Origin of the sequence: Pararhizobium sp. IMCC21322 (genome assembly GCF_030758295.1) — a bacterium.
Classification (GTDB): Bacteria; Pseudomonadota; Alphaproteobacteria; order Rhizobiales.
In genome coordinates this window covers 4288601-4312125 of sequence record NZ_CP132335.1, presented here as the reverse complement: position 1 = coordinate 4312125, position 23525 = coordinate 4288601, and the positions used below count along the sequence as shown (strand labels likewise).

The 23525-nt window shown below is 53.2% G+C and carries 19 protein-coding genes; 8 read left to right on the top strand and 11 right to left on the bottom strand.

Going from position 1 to position 23525, the window contains the following annotated elements; genetic code table 11:
* The first annotated feature begins 8 nt into the window (after positions 1–8).
* Positions 9–1238 carry a multidrug effflux MFS transporter gene (locus RAL91_RS20440; protein ID WP_306258097.1) on the top strand — a complete coding sequence of 410 codons (1230 nt, stop codon included), beginning with the start codon at positions 9–11 and terminating at the stop codon, positions 1236–1238.
* A 14-nt stretch (positions 1239–1252) separates the two neighbouring features.
* Here RAL91_RS20440 and RAL91_RS20435 read toward each other — a convergent pair whose 3' ends face one another.
* From RAL91_RS20435 to RAL91_RS20410, 6 genes are all read right to left on the bottom strand, one after another.
* Positions 1253–2098: an acyl-ACP thioesterase gene (locus tag RAL91_RS20435; RefSeq protein WP_306258096.1), complete on the bottom strand. Its 846-nt coding sequence runs from the start codon at positions 2096–2098 to the stop codon at positions 1253–1255.
* 20 nt (positions 2099–2118) lie between these two features.
* On the bottom strand, positions 2119–3120 hold the full coding sequence (locus RAL91_RS20430) for a YcjF family protein (RefSeq protein WP_306258095.1): 1002 nt from the start codon (positions 3118–3120) through the stop codon (positions 2119–2121).
* Positions 3117–4571, bottom strand: coding sequence for a YcjX family protein (locus tag RAL91_RS20425; protein WP_306258094.1), 1455 nt, complete (start codon positions 4569–4571; stop codon positions 3117–3119). Before RAL91_RS20425 ends, RAL91_RS20430 begins: the two co-directional genes overlap by 4 nt.
* A gap of 80 nt (positions 4572–4651) precedes the next feature.
* On the bottom strand, positions 4652–5170 hold the full coding sequence (locus RAL91_RS20420) for a histidine phosphatase family protein (protein ID WP_306258093.1): 519 nt from the start codon (positions 5168–5170) through the stop codon (positions 4652–4654).
* Positions 5171–5236: 66 nt separating this feature from the next.
* Positions 5237–6076 carry an ATP-dependent Clp protease proteolytic subunit gene (locus tag RAL91_RS20415; protein ID WP_306258092.1) on the bottom strand — a complete coding sequence of 280 codons (840 nt, stop codon included), beginning with the start codon at positions 6074–6076 and terminating at the stop codon, positions 5237–5239.
* 3 nt (positions 6077–6079) lie between these two features.
* Positions 6080–7402 (bottom strand): hypothetical protein, encoded by a 1323-nt coding sequence (locus RAL91_RS20410; protein ID WP_306258091.1) that lies wholly within the window; start codon positions 7400–7402, stop codon positions 6080–6082.
* A 97-nt stretch (positions 7403–7499) separates the two neighbouring features.
* On the opposite strand from RAL91_RS20410, the gene RAL91_RS20405 reads away from it, so the two are divergent.
* The 4 genes from RAL91_RS20405 (at position 7500) to RAL91_RS20390 (ending at position 14408) form a co-directional block, all read left to right on the top strand.
* Positions 7500–8780 (top strand): FAD-binding oxidoreductase, encoded by a 1281-nt coding sequence (locus RAL91_RS20405; RefSeq protein ID WP_306258090.1) that lies wholly within the window; start codon positions 7500–7502, stop codon positions 8778–8780.
* Positions 8781–8983: 203 nt separating this feature from the next.
* Complete coding sequence (locus tag RAL91_RS20400; RefSeq protein ID WP_306258089.1) at positions 8984–10984, top strand: flagellar hook-basal body complex protein; 2001 nt, start codon at positions 8984–8986, stop codon at positions 10982–10984.
* 54 nt (positions 10985–11038) lie between these two features.
* Positions 11039–12907, top strand: a complete 1869-nt coding sequence (gene flgK / locus RAL91_RS20395; protein WP_306258088.1) for a flagellar hook-associated protein FlgK — start codon at positions 11039–11041, stop codon at positions 12905–12907.
* A 1-nt stretch (position 12908) separates the two neighbouring features.
* Positions 12909–14408 carry a flagellin gene (locus tag RAL91_RS20390; protein WP_306258087.1) on the top strand — a complete coding sequence of 500 codons (1500 nt, stop codon included), beginning with the start codon at positions 12909–12911 and terminating at the stop codon, positions 14406–14408.
* Positions 14409–14535: 127 nt separating this feature from the next.
* Here RAL91_RS20390 and RAL91_RS20385 read toward each other — a convergent pair whose 3' ends face one another.
* The 4 genes from RAL91_RS20385 to RAL91_RS20370 form a co-directional block, all read right to left on the bottom strand.
* Positions 14536–14835 (bottom strand): flagellar biosynthesis regulator FlaF, encoded by a 300-nt coding sequence (locus RAL91_RS20385; protein WP_306258086.1) that lies wholly within the window; start codon positions 14833–14835, stop codon positions 14536–14538.
* A 10-nt stretch (positions 14836–14845) separates the two neighbouring features.
* Positions 14846–15271: a flagellar biosynthesis repressor FlbT gene (flbT, locus tag RAL91_RS20380; protein WP_306258085.1), complete on the bottom strand. Its 426-nt coding sequence runs from the start codon at positions 15269–15271 to the stop codon at positions 14846–14848.
* A 99-nt stretch (positions 15272–15370) separates the two neighbouring features.
* On the bottom strand, positions 15371–17314 hold the full coding sequence (locus tag RAL91_RS20375) for a flagellin (RefSeq protein ID WP_306258084.1): 1944 nt from the start codon (positions 17312–17314) through the stop codon (positions 15371–15373).
* 243 nt (positions 17315–17557) lie between these two features.
* A complete protein-coding gene (locus RAL91_RS20370) occupies positions 17558–18313 on the bottom strand; it encodes a sulfite exporter TauE/SafE family protein (protein ID WP_306258083.1) in 756 nt (251 codons plus the stop codon).
* A gap of 552 nt (positions 18314–18865) precedes the next feature.
* On the opposite strand from RAL91_RS20370, the gene RAL91_RS20365 reads away from it, so the two are divergent.
* From RAL91_RS20365 to parA, 3 genes are all read left to right on the top strand, one after another.
* Positions 18866–20761 carry a propionyl-CoA synthetase gene (locus tag RAL91_RS20365; protein ID WP_306258082.1) on the top strand — a complete coding sequence of 632 codons (1896 nt, stop codon included), beginning with the start codon at positions 18866–18868 and terminating at the stop codon, positions 20759–20761.
* A 92-nt stretch (positions 20762–20853) separates the two neighbouring features.
* Positions 20854–21642 (top strand): SDR family NAD(P)-dependent oxidoreductase, encoded by a 789-nt coding sequence (locus tag RAL91_RS20360; RefSeq protein WP_306258081.1) that lies wholly within the window; start codon positions 20854–20856, stop codon positions 21640–21642.
* Positions 21643–21742: 100 nt separating this feature from the next.
* Positions 21743–22390: a ParA family partition ATPase gene (gene parA / locus RAL91_RS20355; RefSeq protein ID WP_306258080.1), complete on the top strand. Its 648-nt coding sequence runs from the start codon at positions 21743–21745 to the stop codon at positions 22388–22390.
* Positions 22391–22454: 64 nt separating this feature from the next.
* Here parA and RAL91_RS20350 read toward each other — a convergent pair whose 3' ends face one another.
* The gene (locus RAL91_RS20350; protein WP_306258079.1) at positions 22455–23204 is read right to left on the bottom strand and encodes a DUF1013 domain-containing protein; all 750 of its coding nucleotides are present in this window, start codon (positions 23202–23204) and stop codon (positions 22455–22457) included.
* Between the last annotated feature and the right edge of the window lie 321 nt (positions 23205–23525).

The window sequence follows — 23525 nt, the reverse complement described above, 5'->3', positions numbered from 1 at the left end:
CGCTTTTGATGACAGTCAGTACTGGTCAGGCCGGCTCGCGAAAACCACTTAGCACCGTTGAATTCGTTGCCCTATTCTCGTTAATCACGTCGCTGACCGCTGCTGCGATCGATGGCATGTTGCCCGCATTGGGCGTCATTGGTGTTGAGCTGAATGTCGCTGATCCAAGAAACACACAATTGGTCATTACCCTGTTTGTGTTTGGCATGGTGTTTGGCGAGTTTCTGTTTGGCCCATTGTCAGACGCGATTGGCCGCCGAAAAGCCATTCTATTGGGTTTGGCCATATTCTGTGCTGGGTCAATTCTGGCCATGACAGCCCAGTCTATTGAAATGATGTTGCTGGGACGTGTCATTCAGGGAATTGGGGTCTCGGGCCCCAAAATCGGCTCAAGGGCGCTTATCCGCGACAAGTTTTCAGGCGACGCGATGGCGCGCATGATCTCCTATATCTACATGGCGTTCATTCTTGTTCCGATGTTGGCACCTGCTGCCGGCCAATTCATCATTTCGGTGGCCAGCTGGCGGGCGATCTTCTTTGCCTATCTGCTTATGGGTCTGATTGTTTCTGTCTGGCTGATGCTGCGCCAGGAAGAAACGCTGGTTGTTGCACATCGAATTCCGTTGTCCTTTGGCACATTGGTGCCCAACACATGGCTCGTGGTCAACAGTCGCAAGGTCATGGCATATATCCTCGCCATTGGTTTGGCCTTTGGCGGATTACTGCTTTATCTGAGTATTGCGCAATCCATATTTCAGGACATATATGGGGTCGGCACGAAATTTCCCCTCTATTTCGCGACGCTGGCTCTTGGCGTTGGTATCGCCTCGTTTTCCAATAGCCAATTGGTGATGCGTTTTGGCATGGAGCGTTTGTCGCTTGTCGCGCTGAGCGGCATGAGTGTTCTGGGTGCCGCTCTGCTGGTTATGTGCCTCCTGTATGACGGGCAACCACCCTTCGTTTGGTTCATGATATTCGTTGGAGCGCTGTTGTTCTGCTTTTCGGCGCTTTTCAACAACCTCAACTCTATGGCCATGCAATCTCTTGGTCGTGTTGCCGGTCTGGGAACCTCACTTGTGTCATCGCTATCCAGCTTGGTTGCTGTGGTGATTGCTGTGACTTTTGGGCGGTTTTACGATCTGACAGTGTATCCTTTGGCAGGTGCTTTTCTGCTTGCAGGAACAGCCGGGATCATTCTCGTTCTTCTTGCCAGAAGCGGCCATTCAGAGCCTGTCTGACACGGGAGTAAGGCTTATTGTATGGTTGCCAATTGTCTCATCCGGTCAGCCTCCACCGGAAGTGCAACGGCTTTGCGCAATTCAAGGTCCATCATCAGACTGACCAAATCACCATAGGCAATAATTTTGCCATCGCTGGTGAGCGTATGGCGAACCGTGAAAGTGGTTTTGCCGACATTTTGAAATGCAGTTGTCATGTCGACGATAGCGCCGGGCTGGGCGTTTGCGCCATAGGTTAGCTTCAGTTCCACAGCAACCCGGCCAAAATTGTTGCTGTTGAGAAAGGCTGGGGTAATGCCGCCAGCCGACCAGCTGTGAGGCGCGCCATCGGTGAAGCAGGAAATGTAAGCCCGGTCCAGCAGGGTGCCATCAGCAGCAAAGTCTCGTGGATGCAGTATGCCGCTATAGGTGGGTGTCTTGTGGTGTCCCGTTGCTGATTGGGTGGCTGGTGATACATTCAGTCCACGCGGATGAGCTTCGCTGATTTCGGACCAATTGGTGAGCGGTATGTCCGGACTTGCTGAAATCTGCTCCAAGGCGTCCGGCTGATAGGTATCCAGTGCGGTTGCCATGAGCGCTTTGTCTGCAGCGTTGTTCATGAAGTGGCATATGCCAGCAGGCCGCCCTTCATGCATGACAAGGGCAGAGCAAATTTCTATCATGGCCGCCGCGCCCGCTTCACGATGATAGCGCACATGTCGTGTCAGACGATTGTCTCTGGTCAGGGAGGATAGTGGGAACTTTGCGCAGAAGATGCGATTGGCATCATCGAATTTTGCGAAATAGAACTGCACATTCATATGCGCGTTCTCATCGCACTCCCAGGTATTGACCGATGTTAGCAGCGTGACATGGCGCATGAGCCGATTCCCAGGGTGATTTATTCGCTTTCACTTTGTTTGTCGGTCGCGCCTTTTGTCAATTCACCAACGATGCTTTTCAGGCTGGGTGGTTTGCTGGTGAGGAACGGCAGAGGACGGCAGACCGCCATGGCGGCACGGCCAACGCGCGCTGTCAGCATGCCATTGATCACGCCCTCACCAAGACGGGCTGATACTTTGGCTGCAAGTCCATGGCCCAATGCATCCTGGATCATACTGTCGCCAGCTGAAATCCCTCCGGTGAGTGCCAGATGTCCGATGACCTCACGGGTCAAACGCCAGGAGCTGAAAAACCCCGGACGTCCCCCATAAAGCTGGGACAAGCGGCGGATCAACCGCATATTTTCAACGACGACAAACAGCACATCTATTAGTGCGCGCGGGCTGATAGCGGTGACGATGCTGGTGCGCTTGGCTGAGTTGAGAAGGATTGCATTGGCCTTTGCGTCCATGCCGCTCAGCAAATCGCGCTCCGCAAGGCCCAGCAAATCTCGCCCATCCATAACATTGCCAAGCTGGGCATTGAGCTGGGTTCGGGCTTGTGCGGTTTCTGGACGACCCTCATAAAGGGTCAGGACATCCTTGACCAAAGATCGGGCTGATTGCAGATCATTGCCTGCAAAAACTCTGGAAGCGCGTGCCTGTAAGAGATGAACTGATTTCAGGCGTGCCAGAGCGCTGAGTTCGCGGATAGCCATGGCCAGCAACGCAAGGCATAGCAAAAGCGTCAGGGCCAGAGCGCTGTAACCAAGCCATTCGGATCGGGCAAACAGATCGACGATCAGGCTATCCAGCCACAGCCCGAATGCCAGACCGGCAAGGCCGGTGAAACTGGCCCAAAAAAGCCGCGCGAAAGAAAATCTGCGCCGCGGCGGTTTTGCTGTTGGCTGCGGGATTTCAGGTTCCGTGATGACGGGTAATGGGTCCGGGGCGTCCACAAGGCGGGCATCGCTAAGCAATTGGGCACTTGGCCGGCGTGGTTTTGTTGGGTTTTGGGTCATGCCAGCTTGTCTCCCAGCAGAAATTCCAACGCCCGGTCGAGCCGGATATGGGGCAAGGAGAGGCTTATACCCTCAGCGGTTTCTTCCAGTTTGGGCGGTTTGAAGCGCAGATAGCGCAGCGGGTCTTCATCCTTGCTGGTGCGCTCGGCATAGATCATCTTTGGGTCGTTGGGCAGATCACCGGGAAACAGAGCGATTTCCTGAGTTCCGTCATAGGTTTCGCCATGGGCTGTTTCTCCGGCAAGGGGTGTTCCCAGTATGGCTGGTACACGATCGCCTTCGATCTCCAGATGCGCCTCACGTGTTGCCCGAACGGCGGAAATGGCTATGGTTTCGGTATCCGCACCGGAGAATTTTACCCGCTTGGCGGCGTCCTGTAGCAGATGGTCAAGGATGGCTTCCAAGCGGTCATGATCGCTGTGATGCAGATGGTCTGCCTTGGTGGCCGCGAAGAGAACCCTGTCGATTTTCTTGCCCAGAATCCCTGCCAGCCATGAATTGCGTCCCGGCCGGAAAGCACTGAGGACATCTGCCAGGGTTTCTTCCAGATCATGAATGGAATCCGGCCCGGCATTGAGCGCATTCAGAACATCCACCAGCACAATCTGGCGATCCAGTTTGGCAAAATGTTCTTTGAAGAACGGTTTGACGACAAGGCTTTTGTAAGCCTCATAGCGACGCTCCAGCAGCGCATAGAGCTGCGGTGCATCGATTTGTATCTCGGGTGGCAAGGGACAGAATGTCAGGGCCGGAGAGCCAGCCATATCGCCCGGCATCAGAAAGCGACCGGGTGGCAGCATGGATAGGGCACGGTCTTCTGACCGGCAGTCAGCCAGATATTTGGTGAAATGCTTTGCGCCGGCCTGCGCGCTGATTTCAGCGTCTTCCGGCTCCTTTGTGAGCGTCTTGAGAAACCCCAACCAATCTTGCGCCAAATCCTGCCTGTCCGGCTTTTGCGCAAGGCGCAGCGCGGATTCAGACCATGTGGCAAAATCCTTGTCGATCAAAGTCAGATCGAGCAGCCATTCGCCGGGATAATCAACAATATCAAGATGGATCTGGCTTGCCTTGAAGATGCGGGTCCACACGCTTTCGGATTCAAAGCTGAGGGTGAGCCGTATTTCGCTGATCTGACGGGTGGAACTTGGCCATTGGCGTTTGCTGACCAGATCGCGCACATGAGCGCGGTAGTCAAAGGTTGGAACGCCATCATCCGGTTGCGGGCGCAATGAGGCGCTGGCAATACGGCCACGCGCCTGAGCATCGAACAATGCCAGCCGCCCGCCCTCCAGCAGATTGTGCAGTAATGCTGTGATGAAGACTGTCTTTCCGGCGCGGGACAGGCCGGTGACACCCACACGCACTGTGGGTGTTGTGTAGTCATTCTTCAGCGTCTCAGCCTGATCGCGCGTTGCGCGGGCAGCTTCGTCGAGAATATCCAAAAGGCTCAAGCTTGATTCTCCTGTGCGGGCATGAGCCCTCAACTTAACGCATGTAGGCACACAAAGGAGCAGTTGCAAAAAGTTGTTTTCTAAAGATCGCGTGGGCGCAGATAATCAACCAGCCGAGCGCTATTGGCGCTGACTTCGGTCAGATTTGTTTCAAATTCCAGAACAGCTGCGGCGCCGGAGGGAAACTTGTTTTTCAGGGCCTTGAAGCTCTTCGTGTCGTCGCCATTGGCAAAAACCAAAGCTGCATCCTGAATTGCAAAATTATGCCCGATAAGCAGCATGGTTTTGGGTGTGCCTGCTTTGCGCGCCGCGGCCGCAATGATTTCAGGGTAATGCTCAGCCTGAGCGTCATACAAAGCTCGGGTGATGGTCAATTGCACGGTGCCATCCAAAAGGTACAACAGGGGCGCAAGTGTCCTGCGCGCTCGCAACGCTGTCGAACAAATAATGGTGTCGGGGAGATAGTTTCGACTGACCAGCGCGTCTGCCATTTGCTTTGCGGCCTGTCGGCCACGTGCGTTCAAAGGCCGGTCATGATCTGGCAATGCCGGATCACTCCAAGACGATTTTGCATGGCGCAAGAGAATCAAACGGGTCATATAATCTTATAGCGCGGTACAAACGACAGTTCCATGAAGTGGCGTATTAGAGTGTCGGACGGGAAATTACGCTTCCGGTACCTCGACCTTGGTAGCCAGTTTAAGTTCCTCCAGCTCTTCCACAGTCAGGACGTAAAGCTGGTCCTTGGGGGTTTCCATGGCTTTGATCCAGAGTGCGGGGTCGACGCCGTAATCCACTAGTGCCTGCTGGCATTGGGCACTGATGCGTTGGGCCTGGTCCATGCCCTGCTGTATGCTGCCGAAGCTGCTCGGCGGTGTGTAAACCTGGTGGACACCAACCCAGGCTGATGCGTGAACTTCGCGCTCCACACCGCCTGCAAACACGAGCGGGCAGGAACTGGCGCAATAACCATTGGCAACAATCCGCGTGTTCATGTCGCTGTCGCGAATGAGCTGGGCCATTGTCAGGGCGTCCTGTACGGAACCACCAGGGGAATGCAAGACGATTTCCGTGATATCTTCTTCCCGTGCCAAAAGGGCGCGTTCAAATACTTCGGCGGTGCCCTGTGTAATGGTGCCAAAGCCCAACAGAGCGCCTTTTCCATCGGTCTTGAAGACCATGGCGCTTTTTTCCTGCAAGTCCGTTTCAATGTCGAAGGGGGTAAGATCAGGTGCGCCACGACCCGGGCCAACAGGCCGTGAACTTGGCACATAGGGCCGTATCTGATCGCTCGGGCTGACCGGTCTCATGGGCACCGGCTCGCCGGTATCTTCGATGCCAGCCAGACGGTCTTCATATTGCAGATGACGGTAGTCGAGCATCAGCACGTAGCCAGCAATGGAAATCATGGCCAGAAAGACAAGCCAGAGCATCGCGTCCTGAAAGTGGTCGGACAGTGTCTTGACGTGCTCTTCTTCGAGCGGGTCAATCTCTACGGAACTCATGTATCAGCGCCGCCTTGGTTCACGCTCATCGACGGGCTTTATTTGTGCAATTTTTGGGTCGTCGGGATGCATCTCATCGGGCACTGGGTCTGTCCGGTCCGGTTCGTCTTTGCTGCGACCACGGTCAAACTCAGTGCGGTAGCGGTCGCGGCGATGGTCCTGCAAACGATCAAAGAGTGAAAGTGCCTGCACCATATCTGCGGCTGTCATGGTGTTTTCAAACGCGTCCGGGTCTTCTTCGCGGCGGATGGCGGCATGGACGATACAAAGAATGAAAATCAGCACTGCTGGCATAAGATCGATGGAAATTGCACCGGCCCAGCTGGGCAAAAAATCATTGGCGTAGCGCAGCACAGCTTCAGGCGCGGATATGGGCACAAAGCGTTTCGGCTTAACCTCTTCGCGGCTGAGGATTTCATTGGCTGCTTCAGACAATGCCTCGCCTTGTCCTCCGACGGCATCACGGACGCGCTCAACCATGGCGTTCTGGCGCGACGCCAAATCCTGGGTGCTGCCGTCGGCCACCGGGGCGATGAAGCTGCGGGTCAGATCATCTGCCGCACGTTTTACAGAAGGCGCGATGGAGGTTTCCTGCAGAGCTGAAATAACGCCTGTCAGCGTGACAGCTTCTTCGGAAAAGGCATCGCTGCGCGGCGCAATTGGGCCGGAGGCTGATACCAGTCGCCGCATGCGGTTAAGCTGTTCGCCGCCCTCTTCAAACAATTGTTTGACCTGCGTGCGGGAGGCTTCCACTTCTCGCGCCAGTCCATCCAATTGGGTGGACATTTGCCGCAGTAACTGAACCACGGTGCCCGAACCGGATGTGCCTGTCAGTGCGCCTGATGCTTCCTCTTCGCGGGACAGTCGCTGGAAACGGTCAGCGGCCAGTTGAATATCTGGCAGCAGGCTTTGGGCCGCCAGTGCATTGTTGTGGGCTTCGCTGAGATCCTGCTGGTAATCTTCAATGGTAACGGCCAGGTGCTGCTCCAATGCGGCGCTGCCAGCCAATGCTGCTGCATTCAACCAGGACGACATGGCAATAATCATGACACTACCAAGGCCGATTGCCATGAACAGAAGACCGCGGCCGGATGCCGAGCGCAAATGGGGGGCAAACCGGATCAGATAAGACCAGAACGCGTAAATCCCCACGGAGACGGCGACGGAATAGATGACAGCGCCGAAAAACACCAGATTGGCGGTGCCGTCCAACAAGCCCCGAACACCCAGATAGGTGTAGATGCCACTGGCCAGCGCCAGAATGGCCAAGGTTACCTTGGTCGTGGCTTCCAGTGCGGACACGCCATTGCGCAGAGCTTTCGCCATTTTTGCCTCATTTATCCCGTTCAAAATCATTCGCTCTTGAGATTAAGCCTAAATCGTGGCGAGTTGTCCTTAAATTTTGTGCATCTTGGCTAATTTCATGTCTTATCCGCAAACTTACTATTCTGAACGGCTGCAGCCAAAACCGGAATCCCAGCCTTTTCTGTCAGGTGCAGTGGATGCAGATATCTGTATTGTTGGTGGTGGTCTGGCCGGGCTGACACTGGCCCTGAGGCTGGCGGAGCAGGGACGAAGCTGTGTGCTTTTAGAGGCAGAGCAGGTTGGGTTTGGCGCGTCCGGACGCAATGGTGGTTTTGTTTCACCCGGATTTGCGCAGTCGGTCGAGTTGCTTGAAAAGAATCTCGGCGTCGACACTGCCAAAACCCTGTTTGCAGAAACGGTCAAGGGTGCTGAATTTGTTCGACTGCGCGCAACCGCTATGGGCGGCGTGATTCAGGGAGACGGGCAGCTTAAACTGTTGCGCTACAATGCTCCCGGCGCGCTTCAGCGTATTGTTCATCATATGAATGCGGTTCACGATCAACGCTTGAAAATATTGTCGCCGGACGCTTTGGCTGCACAGTTAAGCAGCAACACCTACCACCATGCGATCCATGATCCACACACCTTCACGATTGATCCGCTGGCATATGTGCAAGGTTTGAAAGAGCAGGTTCTGGCAACTGGATTGGTGAGTTTGTATGAAAGAACACCTGCCGTCAGTTTGCAAAAGCAGGGGGCCAGTTGGCAGATAGCAACAGCGCAGGGCAGGGTGAAAGCCCGCAATGTTGTTCTGACGGGGTCTGCTTATCTTGGTCAACTCTATCGTCCGCTCGCAGGTGCGGTTCTGCCGATTGCAACTTATGTCGTCAGCACGGATGGTCTGGGATCTTCGCTTGACGATGCGATCCGGTTTCGCGGCGCGATTGCTGATACGCGGCTTGCCGGTGATTATTATCGCAGGGTTGAGGGGGATCAACTTTTGTGGGGCGGCCGCATTACCACCCAAAGATCGGAGCCACGCTTTTTGGCAAACTTGCTCAAACGACAGATTGTAGAGATTTACCCGCAGCTACACGATCTTCGCATCCGTCATGCCTGGTCCGGCCTGATGGGGTATGCGGTTCACAAAATGCCAATTATTGGCGAATTGGAACCCGGCCTTTGGTCCTGCACCGCTTTTGGAGGGTATGGGTTGAGCACAACGGCAATGGGCGCAGACATTGTCGCGGATGCACTATTACAGGGTGATGATCGCTGGCGAATGTTTCAGCCCTTTGGCGCGCGTTGGAGTGGCGGCGCCTTTGGGCGTGCAGGCACGCAACTGGTGTATTGGGGTATGCAGTTGAAAGATCGCTGGCAGGAAAAAAGTGGCCGATAATTGCTATTTAGCAGCCTCAAATGCGGCAAAAACTGCAGGGCTGCGTGCAAAATCTGCAGGGTGATTTTTTCCTAGTTTTGTTTAATTCTATCTAAGTATCTGAAATTAAACAGTTAAAAATCTGGCACGACACTTGAAACACAGAATTGAGCATCGGCTGCCTGCCTGGCTGTCGTAGATTGGTGTAAAGTAGAGGAACTGTCATGGGTATTTTTGGGGCATTGAATACTGCGGTAAGCGGATTGCGGGCGCAGTCATTCGCACTGGAAAATATTTCGGGGAATATCGCGAATTCGCAGACAACGGCGTTTAAACGCCAGGACACCACATTTTCCGATCTGGTGACGGGCGGCTCAAACAGCGCCCAGTATCAAACCGCCGGTTCGGTCTCCATGTTCTCGCGCTCCACGGCAACGGTGCAGGGGGATATTTCATCCTCCTCTATCAACACCCATATGGCGGTTTCCGGGGATGGTTATTTTATCGTGCAGGAAAAAGTCAGCACCAGTGATAACCGCGCGATCTTCTCCGGCACCGATGTTTACACTCGGCGTGGCGACTTTACGATCGATGCTGAAGGCTATCTGGTCAACGGGTCGGGCTATTACCTGAAAGGGCTGGAACTGGATCCGACAACGGGAAATCCGGTTGGCAGCGTACCTGACCTCATTCAGCTCTCGAATGATTTTCTGCCAGCGCAGGCGACCCAGGAAATTGATTATCGGGCCAATCTTGCAAGCTATCCTCTGACAGCCAATGCAGATCCGGATGAAGCAAACAGCGAATTGTTGAATCCGATCAACTTTTCTGCAAATCCCATAGCCTCGTCAACAGCTTCGGCAACGATTACAGGCACTGGCGCAACGCTGGCTGTGGATGCAATTGCAACTGATTCCGGAACGACGGATCTGTCCGGTCTGTCTTCTGCAGGTGGGACGCTGATACTGAACGGGACCAGCATAACCATAAATGCAGCGGATGATGCAACCGCGACCCTTGCTGCCATCAATCTGGAAACAGGTACGACCGGCATAAGCGCCAGCCTTGGCACCTCCAATGAATTGATACTGGAATCCGCTGATGCGGATACGAATATTGATGTCGACTCCGGATCAACGACCTCTCTTTTGACGGAACTCGGTCTCATCAGCGGAACCACAGGAGCCACAAACCTGATCTCACAAGGGGCCGTTGCTCAGGGTGAAACATTAACTGTTGATGTGGCCTCTGGCGGTGCTCAGACCATCACATTTGGCACCGGAGTCGGTGAAATTTCCACACTGGCGGAATTGAACACCGCTCTTGCTGGTCTGGCTGGTGTGACAGCGAGTGTGAATGCAAGCACAGGCGACATCTCGATTGAGGCGACCTCTGCAACGGCCAGTCTGACTGTTGCCGGAACTGTTGACGAGGATGTTTTTGGCATCACGGCAGGTGATTATCTGCCTGCAGCAGGTGTGGTTGTTGCCAATGACAACACAGCTTTCATCAGCAGCTCGGTCAGCGGTGGCGCGATCACAGTGTATGATGAAAACGGGTCCCCGGTGAATATCCAGTTTCGCTGGGCCAAGGTTGACAGTGACGACAATGGCGGGACCGACACCTGGAATATGTTCTATCTGGAAAATCCTGATGCAGTCGGGACCGACACCATGTGGCGTAACATCGGACAGACCTATACATTTGGTAGCGATGGAACGCTTGATCCGGTTGTCAGCCAGATTACGCTTAGCGGAATTGTGGTGGACGGCGCAAACCTTGGTGACATCAATCTCATTCACGGGTCAGGTGGCCTGACCCAATATGATGATCCGAATGGCAATGTTCAGGTCAATGATTTTTCTCAGGATGGATTGGCATCCGGCGAGCTTGTCGGGGTTCAGGTGGCCGATGGTGGAACCATCGTTGCCAACTACTCCAATGGTCTGAGCCTGAATATCGTGGATATCCCGCTGGTGTCCTTCAATGCGGACAATGGTCTGTTGCGACTTGATGGCGGTGCCTTTGAGGCCACCTCGGAATCCGGTCAGGCCATTCTGGATTCCACCGGTGCGATTGTCGGACAATCAATTGAAAACTCCAACACAGACATTGCGGACGAGTTTTCCAAACTCATTGTGACGCAGCAAGCCTATTCCGCCAATTCCCGGATTGTTTCTACCGCAGATGAAATGCTGCAAGAAGCACTCAACATGGTCCGATAAATATGGGGCAGGGTTCTGATCCCTTGTCTGTGATCTGCTTCAGGAGGCACTGAAATGGGCCTGACATCCGCGCTATCCATGGCACTGTCCGGACTGAACGCAAATCAGCGCGGGCTTCAGTTGACCGCGACGAATATCGCGAATGCTGACACGCCCGGATACACAGCAAAAACGATTGATCAGACTTCGCTGGTGGAAGATGGCCGGGTCATTGGTCTTGACTCGACCCGCATTCAGCGCTCGCTTGACGAAGCCATTCAAACGCAACTCCGCACCGAAAGTGCCAGCGGCCGTTATGCTGAACGGATTGATTCCTATCAGTCACGCCTTGATGAATTGTTCGGCACACCTGGTGGCACCAATGGGCTGGATGTCCTTTTCAGCAGTTTTACAAGTGCGCTGGAAGGCTTGGCGACCACACCGGAGAGTTATGCCACCCGTTCAGAGGCGATTACATCCGGTCAGGTGCTTGCAGGTCAGCTGAACTCCCTGAGTGACGACGTTCAAACCATGCGGCAGGAAAACGAAACGTTCCTGCGTGACAGCGTCAGAGAAATGAACGCGGCGCTTCAGAACATACAACGCCTCAATGACCGGATCCTGGCCAATTCCAGCAGTTCCAGCGGGACTGCTGATCTTGAAGATCAACGCGATATCTATGTTGATCAACTGGCCCAGTATCTGGACGTGCAGATTTCCAAGGATAACAAGGGAGGTGTTCGCATCAGCACCGCCGGCGGTGCCTCATTGTTCGATGGTACAGCCGCTGTTCTTGAATTTGACAGCCGTGGTCAGGTCACCACGGAAACGGCCTATGATTTCAAGTCTGACGACAGAAGCGTTGGAACCATCAATCTGGTGACTACCAGCGGTTCGAAGGTGGACCTGCTGCAGCCAGGCTTGCTGCGCAATGGCTCCGTTGCGGCTGCACGCGATCTCAGAGATGACATTCTGGTGGAGGCGCAGGGGCAGTTGGATCAGTTCGCCGCGGCCATGGCATCAGCGCTTGGCAACCGAACCGAAGAAGGAACTGCGGTTACTTCAGGCACGCAGGATGGGTTTGATCTGAATCTGACCGGTCTGCAGGCTGGCAATCCCATAAGCTTCACCGTTTCAAATGTGTCGAGCGGTCAAGAGAGCACGATCAGTTTTGTGCGTGTTGATGACCCGGAGTCCCTGCCGCTGTCTGACAGTGTGACCGGACGATCAGATGATACCGTTATCGGTATCGATTTTTCTGGTGGCACGAGTTCGGTGATTTCCCAAATTCAATCAGCGCTGGGCGGCAGCTTTCAGGTGTCTGATGAAGGTGGTGATACGATTCGAATTCTGGATGATGGTGTCGTCAACGCTGTTGAAATTGTCAGCTTTGATGCGCAGATCACCTCAACTTCGCTGACTGGTGAAGGCGTGGCGCTGCCGTTTTTTGTTGATGTCGGGGGCACATCATTTTCCAACTCTCAGGATGGAACCTCTCAGCTTCAGGGCTTCTCAAGCCGGATCGCAGTGAACAGCAATCTGATTGAAGATAATTCCCGTCTTGTGATTTATGAGACCAGCCCGGAAACTCTGGATGGCGATTCCGCCCGGCCGTTGTTTTTGTTCGATGCCCTGACCGGAACAGTTAACTCCTACGCGTCGGAAAGCGGTATTGGTACAGTATCAGCACCTTTCTCCGGCACTGTCGACGATCTTGTATCGCAGATCATATCGGTGCGCGGTGCAGAGGCAGAGCAGGCGGCAAACAGCGCGAACAGCCAAAGCAATGTCATCGATATTCTGCAAAATCGCTTTTCAGAGAGCACCGAGGTTTCGATTGACCGAGAGATGGCCCGTCTGGTTGAGCTACAGACAGCCTATGCCGCCAATGCACGGGTTATGCAGGTGGTCCAGGAACTGCTTGAAACCATCATAAGGATATAGAATGGTTGATGCTCTTGTCGGTTCCCGCTCTACTTCAATCGTTCGCGATCTTGTGCAATTGCGCCAGTCCATGTCGGGTCTTGAGCAACAGCTTGCGACCGGGCGAAAGTCAGAGACCTATGCGGGTATTGGCAGTGAACGCAGCCTTTCAATTGCCTTTCGCAGTGACGTGTCCCGACTGGAATCCTATCAGTCCAGCATTACGCTGATTGAACTGCGGCTGAGTATTTCCGATCAGGTGCTGACGCGTATGGATGGCGTGGCAACTGAAGCGCGCGGCAGTATGGACCCCAATATCTACCAACTGCTTGGTGACGGCAGGTCACAAGGCCAGGTCACATCGCACAATCTCCTGGGCGAAACGCTCTCTATGCTGAATTCTGAGGCGGGAGGCCGTTATCTGTTCGCGGGTCAGGATGTTTCCAATAAGCCGGTCGAGACAGTCAATGCCGTCATGGATGGTGAAGGCAACCGCGCCGGCTTTGTACAGCATCGCGATGAACGGCTGTTGGCGGACACAGGTGCTTCGGGAACCGGACGGGTTGATGTCACTCAACCCTCAACGACGCAAGTTCAAATGGCCGAAGACGGTGTGCACCCCTTCGGCGTGAAAATTGAAGGCGTTTCCAACGGTTTGACAAACACGGTGCTGACCGGACCCACTGCTGCGCCTGCGACATTTGATGTGGAGTTTACCGGGCAACCGATAGCGGGTGAAACGCTGTCAGTGAGTGTCACATTGCCCGACGGCACGACACAAAATATTGAACTGGTTGCCGCCGCAGCCGGACAAGGCAGCGACAATGCCTTCGAAATTGGTGCAACACCGGATGCTACGGCTTCAAACCTTGCGGCGGCTCTGACTGATACGCTTGAGCAACTGACTGCCGTTGATGTGCGCGCAGCATCTGCCATGGCGGCAGGCGCAGATTTTTTTGACTATGATGGCGGCGGCGTGCCACAGAGGATTGACGGCCCACCTTTTGACAGCGCAACCGGTCTGCGAGATGGCACCGAGAGCGATACGGTGTTCTGGTACACGGGTGATAACAGTACGGATTCCGCGCGCAGTACGGCCACGGCCCGAATTGATGACAATCTGACCGTTTCCTATGGCGCGCGTGCAAATGAGGAAGCCTTTCGGGTTCTGGTGCAAAATCTTGCTGTTTTCTCCAGCAGTACGTTCACCGAAGACAACCAGAATGACGAGATACGTTACGGTCTTCTTGCCGATAAAACACTGCAGAATATTTCTTATCCTGCAGGTGTCCAGAAACTGGAGCAGATTGCCGGCGAGTTGAGTGCAGCACGCAGTGCCGCCAATAACGCAAATACGCGCCATAATGTGAAAACCGGAACGCTGAAGACGTTGGTCGACGGCATCGAAAGTGCCGATCTGAATGAAGTTTCAGTCAACCTTCTGACTTTGCAGACCCGACTGGAAGCAAGTTATCGCGCTACGTCGATCCTGTTCGACATGTCGCTGGTGAATTACATCTAAAATTTGTCTTGTCGGGGTGATTTTCAGTGGTTCAGACGCTGTGTTTGTCTGATCCAAATGCGCTGAAATACTGGTCATTTCAGATTGTCGTCGTCAGCAGAAAAACTCTGCTGACGCATTTTGGGGCTTAGCCGCGCAGACCGCCAGCAATTTCGCGATTGATCGAAATCAGGGAGCCCAGAACGCTCTTGTCCATACGGCCTTCAGCCATGCGGGTTTGTTTGAAAACAAAGATGCCGAGATTGGCAATGTTTTCGCGAATGTTTGTCGGCAAGGGACTGTCTTCTTCTGTGACGGCAGTTACAAACAACGTCCAGATTTTCTTGTTGTAAGCAAGGGCGTCGCGCATTGCGTCACGGTCCAGCGCTTCATCTTTGTTGACGTCTTCCAGCCGGTGAGCGGCCTTCAGTAAAAGCCGAGCTTCCAACTGCCGTGGGCTAGTTGTTGTCTGTTGTGTCTTCTGATAAATTTGCGCCGCCTGTTGCATGTGCTAGCAACTCCCCTTCATATGCTATCAGAGCCTTTGTCGCTCTCAATGCTTTGTACAATTCATTGGTTAATATCAGGTTATTTATTGCCTCAATATGAACGATGGTGCTGGGGGCAGCTGCGACTATCTCATTGATTAATTTGAAATAATCAGAGTGATGCTGTTCCGGAGTGTCTGACAGGTACATCGTTTGAACAACCAGTGCGACGCATTTGGCAGGCGTATCGGCCTGCTCGGGCAGCAATATGTCCTTTGCGCGAAGTATTGGCGTGTTTCCGTCAATTGTCAGCTTCGTTCGTTGATCGCCATTCGTAATGACGGTTTGGCCGACGATCATTTTTTCATTTGGCTTCAGTTCAACGCGCAGTGACATGGATTAATCCTTTCACATTGGGTTATAGCAGAACCGTCAGCTAATAAAAAAGGCAGGTGCCAGGGCACCTGCCTTCTTAATTCAATTTTTTGACGGAGCTTAGAGCAACCGCAGCACGTTCTGATCGGCCTGAGAAGCCAGAGAGAGTGCTGTGGAAGACAAGGACTGACGTGTCTGGAGCGACAGCAGGTTCGCGCCTTCTTCGTTGAGATCAGCAAGTGTCAGGTTGGCAGCACCTGTTTCCAGAGTGTTGATTGTTTCCTTGGTGAAGCTCTCACGAGTTTCCACAACGGACAGGTTGGAACCGAATTTTGATGCCTGCGACCGCAAAGTTGAGGTTGCCGTATCCAGCGTAGCAAGAGTTGCCTCAATGTTTGCATCTGTATCAAAGTCACCGGCAGTTACTGAACTCAACCCAAGGCCCGCACTGTCAAAGTCTACGCCGCCGATGGTCAGTGAACTGCTACCATCTTCGTTGAAGGTCACTTTCAGATCATCACCATCAAGCAGGTTCTTGCCGTTGAAACCAGCATCATTTTTCAATTCGTCAATCTGGACCAGAAGCTCATTGAAATCGGTTTCCAGGTCTTCACGACGGTTCGTACCGCCAGTTGTTACTGGGTCGATTGCTGTTGTCGTGAGGTTTGTACCGAAGCTGGTCAGAGCCGTACCGCCAAGAGTAACGCTGTCTGTTTCCTCTGCGGCAGTGATTGTCAGGTTACCACTTGCGTCTGTTGATGCAACGGCCACTTCAGCGTTGTCAGTGGCGAAGGTTGCCAATTGTGCATCCAGATCCGCTTTGGTGCTGGCTGCTGTGAAGCTGTAGGAGAAGCTTGCACTACCTACATCAGCTGTCAGGTCGCTACCAGCCAATGCTGCAAGATCAGCATTTGTTGTATCAGCAGTATCACCGGACGTCAGACCAAGTGAAGTCAACACGCCAGCTGTGGAGGTCGCATTCGGATCGATTGTGACGGTTTCGCCAGTTGCACCTGCAGTGACTTCCAGGTTTCCAGAGCCGTTGATGGAAGCGCCGTTGCCGTCAGCAGAAAGAGCAGAATCAATGGCAGCAATGACATCGGCGATTTCTTCACCGGCTGCAATGTCGATGCCGATATTGGCGCCGGCATAGGCAGCTGTACCACTGTCAAAGAAATCGAATGAATATGTGTTGGATCCAACGGACAACTCAAATGAATCACCATCAGCTGCGATCTGTGAAGCTGATAAATCAGTTGTTGGAGCCGCTGTCCCGCCTGATGAAACACCCAGCGCAGTCAGGAACCCTGCTGTCGAATTGGTGTTCGGATCAATTGTGATTGTATCAGCGGTATCGCCTGCAGTGATTTCAAAATTGCCGGAGCCGTTGATGGCAGCGCTATTGCCATCAGCTGCCAGAGCACCATTGATAGCGGTAATCGCATCAGCAATTGTCTCACCGGCTGCAATGTCGATGCCGACATTGGCCCCTGCATAAGCGGCAGTGCCACTGTCAAACAGATCGAATGTATATGTGTCGCCACCAATCGAAAGCTCGAAGCTGTCAGCTGCTGCGCCAAGGGTGGAAGCAGCGTCGGTTCCAGTCAGTGCGCCACCTTCCAGAACAGCGGCGGAAGTTGTTCCAGCAAGGTCGTTTGTTGCCGATCCTTCGAGCGCTGCGGCTGTGTCAGCTCCGATTGCTGCGCCTGTACCGGTTGCGGATGCGATGGTCGTTGTACCACCTGTGATGCCTGAAGATGTCTGCAGGGCCTGACGGGCTGTCGCCTGAGCGGCTTCAACAAGGTCGGTGATGGCGGAGATGCCATTGTCGGCAGCTTCCAATGTCTGTGTGGCGTTGCCAACAGAGTCCAGCAGGCGGCTCAAATCGCTCGCGCGGCTGTTCAATGAAGAAGCTGTGAAAAAGTTGGTTGGATTATCCAAAGCTGAATTCACTTTGAGGCCGGTAGAGAGGCGCTCCTGTGTCTTCGTAAGCAAATCGGAAGTGCTCTGCAGGGAAAGCAGATTGCCGCGGACGGCTTTGGAAAGTGTAATATCGGAACCCATGGTAGTTGTCCTTTCTTGGAACTAAAAACTCGCAGCCCGCTTCTGGGGCGCTGATGCAAATTGCCAAGAAAGGTTCTAACGACCGGTTAACGCACCTTAATTAAGTCGCAGTTCTGGTGGGATGTTTAACGCTTTGCTACCATAACGTTTAAAAGGCATGAAGGTTACAATAAGTGGTGCTTTTTCCAGGGGTCTAATTCCCGGGGTCTAAACACAAATCAGTCTCCCAACCGGGTTCAGACTCTAGACAAGGTGATATCCCACCAGGCCATCCCAGATCAGTTTCAGGGATACCAGAAAGAGGGCACTGTACATAATGCGGTAGAAAGCAGTCTGGCTGACAATTTTGACCAGCCAGATGCCAATAAGCGTTGAGACAAAGGCCAGCGGCATCAGAACGGCTGATGTCGTGAGGTTTGTTGTATCCAACTGCCCGAGTGCAAAATAGGGGATCATCTTGATGGCATTCATGGCGGCAAAGAAAATCACCGAAGTGCCTGCAAATATACGCCGGTCCATTTTCAATGGCAGTGAATAGAGTTGATATGGCGGCGCCCCGGCGTGGCTGACGAAGCTTGTATATCCCGCTCCAAACCCGGCTGCTGCGGCCTTGACCGCATTCCTTGGCTTGGCTGGACCGGTGTCTCTCCAGAAAAAGTGCTTCAACGTAAACAGCAGTGTCATGATGCCCAGCAGAAGCCTGAGCATGACATCATCCACATAAACTGCAGTCGCCCATCCAAACGCAATTCCAGCGGTTCCGGCCGGAAGCATGTCTTTCAACATCTGCCGGTCAAACACACCCCAATAGGATTTGATTGCCACAACATCCATTATAAGAAGTATAGGAAGCATGATGGCAGCTGCCTGAACCGGCGAAATAACCAAGGCCATAATTGGCACGCCAAACAGGGCAATCGCCCCAAGACCGCCTTTTGAAATTCCAACGAACAAAACTGCAGGGATTGCGGCCAGATAGAAGTATGGGTCTGTAATCATGCGCCCTAAATGCCTTTACACTCAATGCTGCGCAAGTCTTTTTGTCTCCAAAGCAGCCAAAATATCGATTTTTTCTCCCGCCATGGTAGCAGAAGCACCTGTATGCCCTCAATCTTGTGGCGTGATCCGTATTGAGGGTTTTCAGTCGGCTGTTTTGGACGCGGGCCGTTTTCTGTGTAGCCATATCTGCGCAGAGGGTTGGCATTTGACTGCTCGGTGTTGGCGACAATGATCATTAATGGAAATCAAGTTAAATGTCTAAATCAGGCTTGAAATTGAATTATTAATTTAATTCAAGTTAATTTATTTATCATATTGAAATTTATAATGAAATATTGATTTTAAATTTGTGCTCTGAGCTTTTCAGTTCATCTGTTATTTTCGACGTTGTTGATGCGTGTTCATTAATTATGCGCAGATCAACGCTCATTTTGTCTTTCCGGAGACCTGCCAAAACGCTGGCTTTACCACCAAGGTTCAGTAGACAGATGTCATAGGCTCTCTTAGGGTTCATAAAACAATCACGTGCGGATACCGGGGAGGGTGTTGCCTGTGACGAGCCGTTATTTTGATATTTATGACAGCTGGAAAAATGATCCTGAATCATTCTGGATGCAGGCTTCCAGAGAGATTGACTGGTCGACGCCACCAAGCAGGGCTTTCGATGCCGATCTCGGGGTTTATGGTCGCTGGTTTCCCGATGCCGTAGGGAACACATGCTACAATTGTGTCGACCGGCATGCTGATCGAGACCGGCCCGGGCAGGCAGCCATCATCTATGACAGCGCGGTTACCGGGACAAAACGCAGCATTTCCTTTGCTGAATTGAAGCAGGACGTCTCGGCACTCGGCGCAATTTTGCTCAGCCACGGTGTGAGCGCTGGCGACCGAGTGGTCATTTACATGCCGATGGTTCCCGAAGCCGTGGTTGCAATGCTGGCTTGCGCCCGCATCGGCGCTGTCCATTCTGTTGTGTTTGGCGGGTTTGCCGCCAATGAGCTGGCAAAACGTATCAATGCCTGCCGGCCCAAACTAATCATCAGCGCTTCCTGCGGTATCGAGCCCAACCGGATTGTCGAATACAAGCCGTTGCTGGATGAAGCGATCGAGATTGCCGTTCACAAGCCAGGTGCGTGCCTTATCGTTCAACGAGAACAGGCGTCTGCCACGATGATTGACGGGCGGGATTTCGACTATGGAAAAGAACTCTCAGAAGCAAAAGCGCAGGGTCGGACGAGTGACTGTGTACCCCTGAAGGCAACAGACCCGCTTTACATTCTCTACACATCAGGCACGACCGGTCAGCCCAAAGGTGTGGTGCGTGATGTTGGCGGCCACATGGTTGCCTTGAATTGGTCGATGTCTGCCGTCTATGACATGGAACCGGGAGATGTTTTCTGGGCAGCATCTGATGTGGGCTGGGTGGTTGGCCACTCCTATATTGTCTATGCGCCATTGCTTCGGGGCTGCACCACGCTTCTGTTTGAAGGCAAACCCGTTGGAACGCCGGACCCGGGTACGTTCTGGCGGATCATTGAAGAGCATAAGGTCGCGGCGTTGTTCACAGCGCCCACAGCCTTTCGCGCTATCAAGAAAGAAGACCCAAAAGGCAAGTATCTGGAAAATTACGATATTTCCAGTCTGCGAACGCTGTTCCTGGCTGGAGAACGTGCTGATCCCGATACAATTTCCTGGGCCGAGGATCGACTTGGGGTGCCGGTGATTGACCATTGGTGGCAGACCGAAACCGGTTGGGCAATTGCTGGAAATCCGGTTGGATTGGGCACATTGCCCATCAAGAAGGGATCTCCCTCGGTCCCCATGCCCGGTTATGATGTTCAGGTGCTTGATGATGAAGGGCATGCTGCGGCAGCGGGAACATTGGGCAATATTGTTGTGAAATTGCCATTGCCGCCATCGTGCCTGCCCACATTGTGGAAAGATGATGAGCGATTTAAAGAAGCCTATCTTGCAGAGTTTCCGGGCTTCTACAAAACCGGCGATGCCGGATATATCGATGATGACGGCTATCTGTTCATCATGTCCCGTACCGATGACATCATTAATGTAGCTGGCCACCGCCTTTCCACCGGCGCCATTGAGGAGGCAATTGCCAATCATCCAGATGTTGCCGAATGCGCTGTTGTGGGCGTGAATGACGCGGTGAAAGGTCAGCTTCCTATGGGATTTCTGATCCTCAATTCCGGTGTTGACCGCGCCGATGCAACAATCGAGGCGGAAGTCATCAAACTGGTGCGTGAAACCATTGGACCTGTTGCCGCATTCAAGCGTGTCGCGACTGTCTTGCGTCTGCCAAAAACACGATCCGGCAAGATTTTGCGGGCGACCATGCAGAAAATTGCCAATAAGGAACCTTATCCCGTGCCAGCAACAATTGATGATCCTGCCATTCTGGACGAGATTGCCGCCGTGCTGGAAGCTGGCTGAAGCAAAAGACCTTTGGCTGCGTCTTCCTTGTGCTTGAACTTGATGGCTGAAAACGGCATGGTCGGGTCAGTGACACAAGCAATGGATTTTTCATGACATTGGATGACAAGACCGCCGTCGTAACGGGTGGTGCTAAGGGTATTGGCCTTGCATGCGCGCGTCGCTTTCTGGAACAGGGAGCGCAAGTCATTATTGCTGATGTGGATGAGAAAGCGGGCAATAAAGCCGAAAAGTCTCTTAAGGAATCGGGTGATGTGCGTTTTGTCCATTGCGATGTGGGGGACCGGCTTTCAGTTCGCAACCTGATGGCCGCCACGCTCGACAGCTTCAACTCGCTGGATGTTCTGATCAACAATGCAGGTATTATTCACAGTGATGATTTTCTGGATATCTCCGAGGAGGATTTTGACCGGGTCATGCAGGTCAATCTGAAGGGCGCATTTCTGTGTGGCCAGGCCGCTGCACGGCAAATGGTGGATCAGATTGAAGAGGGACGAGCGCCCGGATCAATCATCAACATGTCCAGCATCAATGCACAGGTCGCAATTCCAACTCAGGTGCCGTACTCCATCTCAAAAGGTGGTGTTCAGCAATTGACCAAGGTTATGGCACTTTCGCTGGCAAGCCGGGGCATTCGCGTTAACGCGATTGGACCCGGTTCCATCAACACAGATATTCTGGCTGCGGTAAATAATGACCCGGAAGCCAAGAATCGAATTCTGTCACGTACGCCGATGGGGCGTATTGGCGAAGCGTCCGAGATTGCTTCCATTGCCGCATTTCTGGCATCGGATGATGCCAGCTACATCACTGGACAGACGATTTATGCTGATGGCGGGCGTCTCGCGTTGAATTATACGGTACCTGTCGGGGAAACTTGACGGTTTTTGCAGCGCGCGAAGAGGCCCGTTGTTTAGATCACTTGCGATTGTGCAGTGCAATATGTCATGATACCTGTTCATTTTTGAAAAGGCTGTCGCCATGACCGGAACCATTATTACCATAGCTCAGCAAAAGGGTGGGTCAGGAAAAACCACATTGACAGCCCACATGGCTGCTGCGGCCCTGCTGTCCAAAAAAGGTGCATCCGTTGCTTTGCTGGATGTGGACCCCCAGGGCAGTTTGGGGGAATGGTTTGAAGCCCGTGAAGAATTCCTGGGTGAAGAAGCCGCCGGCTTCAGTTTTCGAACCGCAAGTGGTTGGGGGGCACGTCGTGAGGCCCGCGCCATGGCCCGTGATCATGATTTTGTATTTGCAGATACGCCGCCGAAATCTGATCGGGAGGCGCAACCGGCCATAGAAGCTGCCAATCTTGTGCTGATACCCATGCAGCCCTCACCGGTTGATTTGTGGGCAACGCAGCTGACACTGGATCTGGCGGCAAAAGAGGATGTGCCTGCGCTGGTGGTTCTGAACCGCGTGCCACCCCGGGCAAAACTGACGGGCGAAGTTCTGGAAGCCCTGCAGAAATACGGACCGACAGTGGCCAAGGCTACGTTGGGAAATCGCACAGCCTACGCCTCGGCCATGGGGCAGGGCAGTTCGGTGCTTGAACAGGGCGGAAACAAGCTTGCAATTGAGGAAGTGCAAACTCTTTTCAAGGAAATTCAAAAGGCTTTGAAAGCGTAGATTTTTTCAGTCTGGTCGCTTGCCTTTTGCATAAAGCAAGCGACCAGTTGATGAGGCGAAGTGATTATTCCTGAACTTCCGTATCATCGCTGGTGTCGTCGCTTTTCAAATTTTTCAATTTTGCAAAAACAGCATCCGCGTCAAGTTCTTCTTCATTTTCCATATCGGATTTGCTTGGCATTTCAGCGCCGCCAAACAGGGCCGCACTTGCGCGCTCCAAAGCATCCAAAGATGTGGTCTCTTCCGGCGACAGTAAGGTAACGCCTTCATCTTCAGCCGGTTTGGCAGGTGCATCCTTGGCGGATTTGGTAACTTCCATATCCAGATTAATCTGGCTGGCAAGACCAAGTGTCACCGGATCCATCGGTGTCAGATTAGCCGAATTCCAATGGGTGCGTTCGCGAATGGCTGCAATGGTCGGTTTGGTGGTGCCGACAAGGCGAATGATCTGGGAATCCTTCAACTCCGGATGATTGCGTACCAGCCACAAAATGGCATTTGGCCGATCCTGACGACGTGAGACAGGTGTATAGCGCGGGGCACGGCGCTTGGTTTCCGGAACCCGCACTTTTGGCGGTGAGAGGGTGAGGCGATAGGCGGGATCGTTCTGCGCTTTGTCAATTTCCTCACGGGTCAGCTGACCGGTCTGAATAGGGTCGAGGCCCTTGATGCCTTGCGCGAACTCGCCATCAGCGATGGATTTGACTTCCAGCGGATGCAATTTGCAGAAAGCGGAAATCTGGTCAAATGACAGTCCAGTATTGTCAACCAGCCAGACGGCAGTTGCCTTGGGCATCAAAAGAGTAGCGGCCATGTCTTATCCTCGCATTCCTGTACGGTACAGCAGACAAAATCCTCCGTCTGCCGCCAGCCATTTTTCTTAAGCTGGAGCGCCGCACCGAACAAATGTGTTGATGGGAATTTGACCCTATATACGGCGCTTTCGCTGTTGGCGCAATGTGTGACTGCCAATCGACCGGATTTTATGTATTAGGGTCAGGCCCGAGGTTCACGGCCCATTAAATCCAAAACTTTGAATAACTGTTTGGAGCCCACAGTGACGGGTGCTGCGCGGTGCCTGAACTAGTAAGAAGCGTGCAAAGCTGCCGTTACTCAATCTCACCGTTGCCTAAGC